4 protein-coding genes are annotated in these 3,716 nt (G+C 43.8%); 1 reads left to right on the forward strand and 3 read right to left on the reverse strand.

What is annotated here, in order from left to right:
- Positions 1-155: 155 nt before the first annotated feature.
- The 3 genes from F6K20_RS28710 to F6K20_RS28720 all read right to left on the reverse strand — a co-directional run bounded on the left by F6K20_RS28710 (position 156) and on the right by F6K20_RS28720 (position 3,169).
- A complete protein-coding gene (locus tag F6K20_RS28710) occupies positions 156-1,232 on the reverse strand; it encodes a glycosyltransferase family 4 protein (protein WP_287296941.1) in 1,077 nt (358 codons plus the stop codon).
- Positions 1,233-1,381: 149 nt separating this feature from the next.
- Positions 1,382-1,732: a hypothetical protein gene (locus F6K20_RS28715; protein ID WP_009149808.1), complete on the reverse strand. Its 351-nt coding sequence runs from the start codon at positions 1,730-1,732 to the stop codon at positions 1,382-1,384.
- 87 nt (positions 1,733-1,819) lie between these two features.
- Positions 1,820-3,169: a hypothetical protein gene (locus F6K20_RS28720; RefSeq protein ID WP_143764229.1), complete on the reverse strand. Its 1,350-nt coding sequence runs from the start codon at positions 3,167-3,169 to the stop codon at positions 1,820-1,822.
- Between the two features lie 186 nt (positions 3,170-3,355).
- Here F6K20_RS28720 and F6K20_RS28725 point away from each other — a divergent pair, with 186 nt between their 5' ends.
- Positions 3,356-3,619 carry a hypothetical protein gene (locus F6K20_RS28725; protein WP_009149806.1) on the forward strand — a complete coding sequence of 88 codons (264 nt, stop codon included), beginning with the start codon at positions 3,356-3,358 and terminating at the stop codon, positions 3,617-3,619.
- Positions 3,620-3,716 lie beyond the last annotated feature (97 nt).

Below are 3,716 nucleotides of genomic sequence, written 5' to 3' on the forward strand. Positions count from 1 at the left end.
TCTGGGGAGATGGCCATCTGGCCATCTCCCCAGCCACATTTAAAATTCAGATGTAATTAAGATCTGTAGCGTTTCTCGTACTAATCAGGTACAAAGAATTTTTTCTCTGCTCCCTGCTCCCTGCTCCCTGCTCCCTGCTCCCGACTCCCGACTCCCTACTCCCTGCTCCCCACTCCCTGCTCCATGGAAGAGCCATGAACAGACTGCCATGCTCTCCAAATCACCAATCCCAGTAAAATCGTTGTACTACCGACAATTACCGGACTGCGAGGAAACTGAACAGAGACTAGGGCTAAACTGCCAGCCCATAACGTGAGGGCGTAAATCAGTAACACCGTTAGTCGATGAGACAAACCTGCCTTTAACAAACGATGATGGAGATGGCGTTGATCAGCCTGGAAAGGTGAACTGCCGTGACATAATCTCAGGGTAATCACAGCAGACATGTCTAAAAGGGGTACTGCCAAGACCAGAAAGGGTAAGAGGACTGTGGTAGCTACGGCACTCTTGACCAATCCAATCACACTCAGGCTAGCGATAGTGAAACCGATGAAGTAGGAGCCACCATCTCCCATAAAAATTTGGGCTGGATTGAAGTTGTAGTACAAAAATCCTAATAAACTCCCTACTAATGCCGCACTAATTAGTGCGGCCTCGGTTTCGCCCATGAACAAACTGAGGAGCAAAATCATCACCCCAGCAATACCAGCCACTCCTGAAGCCAAGCCATCCAGTCCATCAATCCAGTTAATCCCGTTGACAACCCCTGTCAGCCAGAGGACGGTAATAGGTAAGCTGAGCCATTCTAAGTGTGCTATTCCCACTCCTGGAAGACTTACAAAGCTAATCCGCACCCCCATTTTCCAAACTAAACTGGCAACTGCTGCTTGCAGTAACAAGCGCGTTAACGGCGATAAATTCACCAAGTCGTCTGTGACGCCAATCAAGAAAAAGCAGAAACTGCCGAGAAAAACTGCCCAAACCTCTAAGGTGACTTCAGGGGGAAAATCAGCCAACCCTCCTAGACTCCATACTAAAAACAGAGCGATTAAGGTGCTAGCACAAATAGAAATTCCCCCTAAACGCACCATCGGTTGTCGATGCACTTTACGCTCGGCTGGTAAGTCAGTGTACTGATACTTGATGGCAGCCGCTTTAACTAAAGGAATAGTCTTGAAAACAATTAAAGCGGCAATAATGAAGGCAACTACATAATATCCAAAGGAAACCATGGTGCAATAGCGTAAGAATTATCAGATCTCAGAACCAGGATTTATAGCACTACGCATTCAGATGTTTGACATTCCTAAACTCCGAAACTTAGTCATATCTGATTTCTGACTTCTGACTTCTAACTTCTGACTTGCGCGTAGCGCTATACCTAAGGGGCTTGTACTTCTGAAGCATCTAATTCTTGTATAAGCTGATTTCCTTGCTCTAATAAACTTGGCCACTCTGCACAATTAGAAGCCACACAAGAATCTAGCTGCTGCACAAGCTGTTGAGCAGCCTCGACCTGCTTTGCGTTATCCACCAATGTTGCCGTATTGCCTGATACATTGGTACCTGTGATGTCTGAAACATTAGGACCAGTAATATCTGAAATATTCAGACCAGTAATATCTGACAAGTTATTCGCCAGCCCAGGCAAAACTGGAGTGAATCCCACCGCCAAAGCAGTGATTGCCAAAATACTGGTAGTTTGATTTTTAATTGAGGAAATGAGTTTCATGATTTACCTCTGTGAATTTACCTCGTGAATTTACCTCGGTGTAACGTGTTAGCTTGCCTTAAAGGCAGTTGAGTCTAAACCAGAATCTCATAAAATGAGATCCACCAGAGAGAGAACATCGCCAATTGAGCCACCAACACCCAAAACAAAACGGGCTCCGTCACCTTGACCAGCAATATCTCTTACGGCTGGAGTAATTACAAGAGGGATACCTTTAAAAGGGACTATTGATGCCCCTATTGCTAAATCTTGTCCCGTCCACTCTGTAATTAAACTTACCGACGGGAGCACTCCCACACCCAAACTACCAAAGAAACCAATACTGTTTTCCCCATTAGTTATTTGTTCTACACTGCGAAACCGACCTGTACCAGCTCCTACAGTGATTACTACACGACTAAAAGGGTCATTAATGTTACGTCTGAGGTTAAACACCTTGGTAACTGCCCCGTAGTAGGTATTCTCGAAATCATTAAATTCAGTCGGACTACCTTCTGGTAATCGTCCCACGTTAATAATTCCTTCTCCTCCTAAAGCAACAGCCCATCCCGGAGCAAATTGAGCATGCAACTTGGCATTCACACCGCCACTACCAAGGGGTCGGCTACCACCAAAACTAGCGATCGTATAGGACAACTGTAATCCCACTGAGTCCCTCGCGTCGCCAAGACCGAAGCCAAATCCTAATGTTCCATCCCTACCACCTCCAATCAAACCACCGCTATTATTGCTAAAGCGCGTGCGAGATTGAAAGCCAAAGCCAACAAAGCCTCTGTAGTTATCAGCTCCAAATCCGGAGGGATTGGAAATGTTAAACCCTGGAGAAATTGAAGAAGTCTTACGGAAATTAGGCGCTAATTTGTAAGAATCTAGTTGCTTTTGTAACTTGCGGATTTGCTCTTGAGTTGATGGAGGAATTGGGGAAGAGTTTGGGGATTCAGAGGAGTCACTAGATTGAGAAACTAGTGTTCTCGATACTAGTTGATCAGGTGTATAGGCTGGAGTAACGTCAGCACCACTGGTTCTAGAGTGCCAAGTCAAAGATGAACTAGATCCTAACCATTGACTGGAAAAACGGCTTCTTGTTGACGTTAATCTTGCTTGAGTTGTACCGGTTTCAGTTGTTACCTTGGGAACCGAGTTAACTTGATTACCAGCAACTATTCCAGCTCCCAAGACTGGAGTTGCTAAGTTAGAGATGGCACCGAGATGGTTAATTCGTTGTGGACTGGCTTTAATCTCAGGGTCAGTAGTACGGAGGGCCACGGGAGTTGCTCCCAGCATTACATTTACCGATGGACCCTTAACAGTAGGAACAGAGGTTCCTAAATCCTTGTAGTTAGATTGTGAATTAGCAGTTGCTGGAGCTTGACCCCCTAGAAACCAGGGAGTTAACACAGCAAAACTGTAAGTTGCAAGCTTGGAAATGTGCATCATGCCTTAAGCTGACTCTGAATTTGAGTGTCAGTCCGTAACGTTTGAATAGTCTAAGTGTGGTGTAGCGCACTCCCAGAAAAACGATGCAGTAATTCAGAAGTGTTGAACATTAATAAAACTTAACAAATATCTAGGCAAAAATAGGTTATTATTTACTAATATTTACCTATTGAATAATTTTAAATTATGAGTGATTCCATTAAAAAAATCATCAAATATATCCTCAAAGATTTACCTAAAAATGATGATCCAGTCCTAAATACTAAATTATTCGTAAGTTGTTGGGTTGGTTATTGTTTGGATCAAAGCTTAAGCAGTATGAGGGATTTATTTCAACGATTAAATTATACGGGAATTAATCTTCATATTTATACTTTTTCCAAAGCTAGCAAACAAAGAAGTATTGAACCATGTCTTGAGGCAGTCGCTCATGGTTTGAAGTTACCGTAAGACAGTTGAGCCTTAATCAATGGAGGCGCGCTTTCCTATGGCGAATTAAATTACGGGGTCGCGCCTCAAGTTTTAACCCTTTTTTGCATAACCTACC

Origin of the sequence: Moorena sp. SIO2C4, assembly GCF_010672485.1 — a bacterium.
GTDB lineage: Bacteria > Cyanobacteriota > Cyanobacteriia > Cyanobacteriales > Coleofasciculaceae > Moorena > Moorena producens.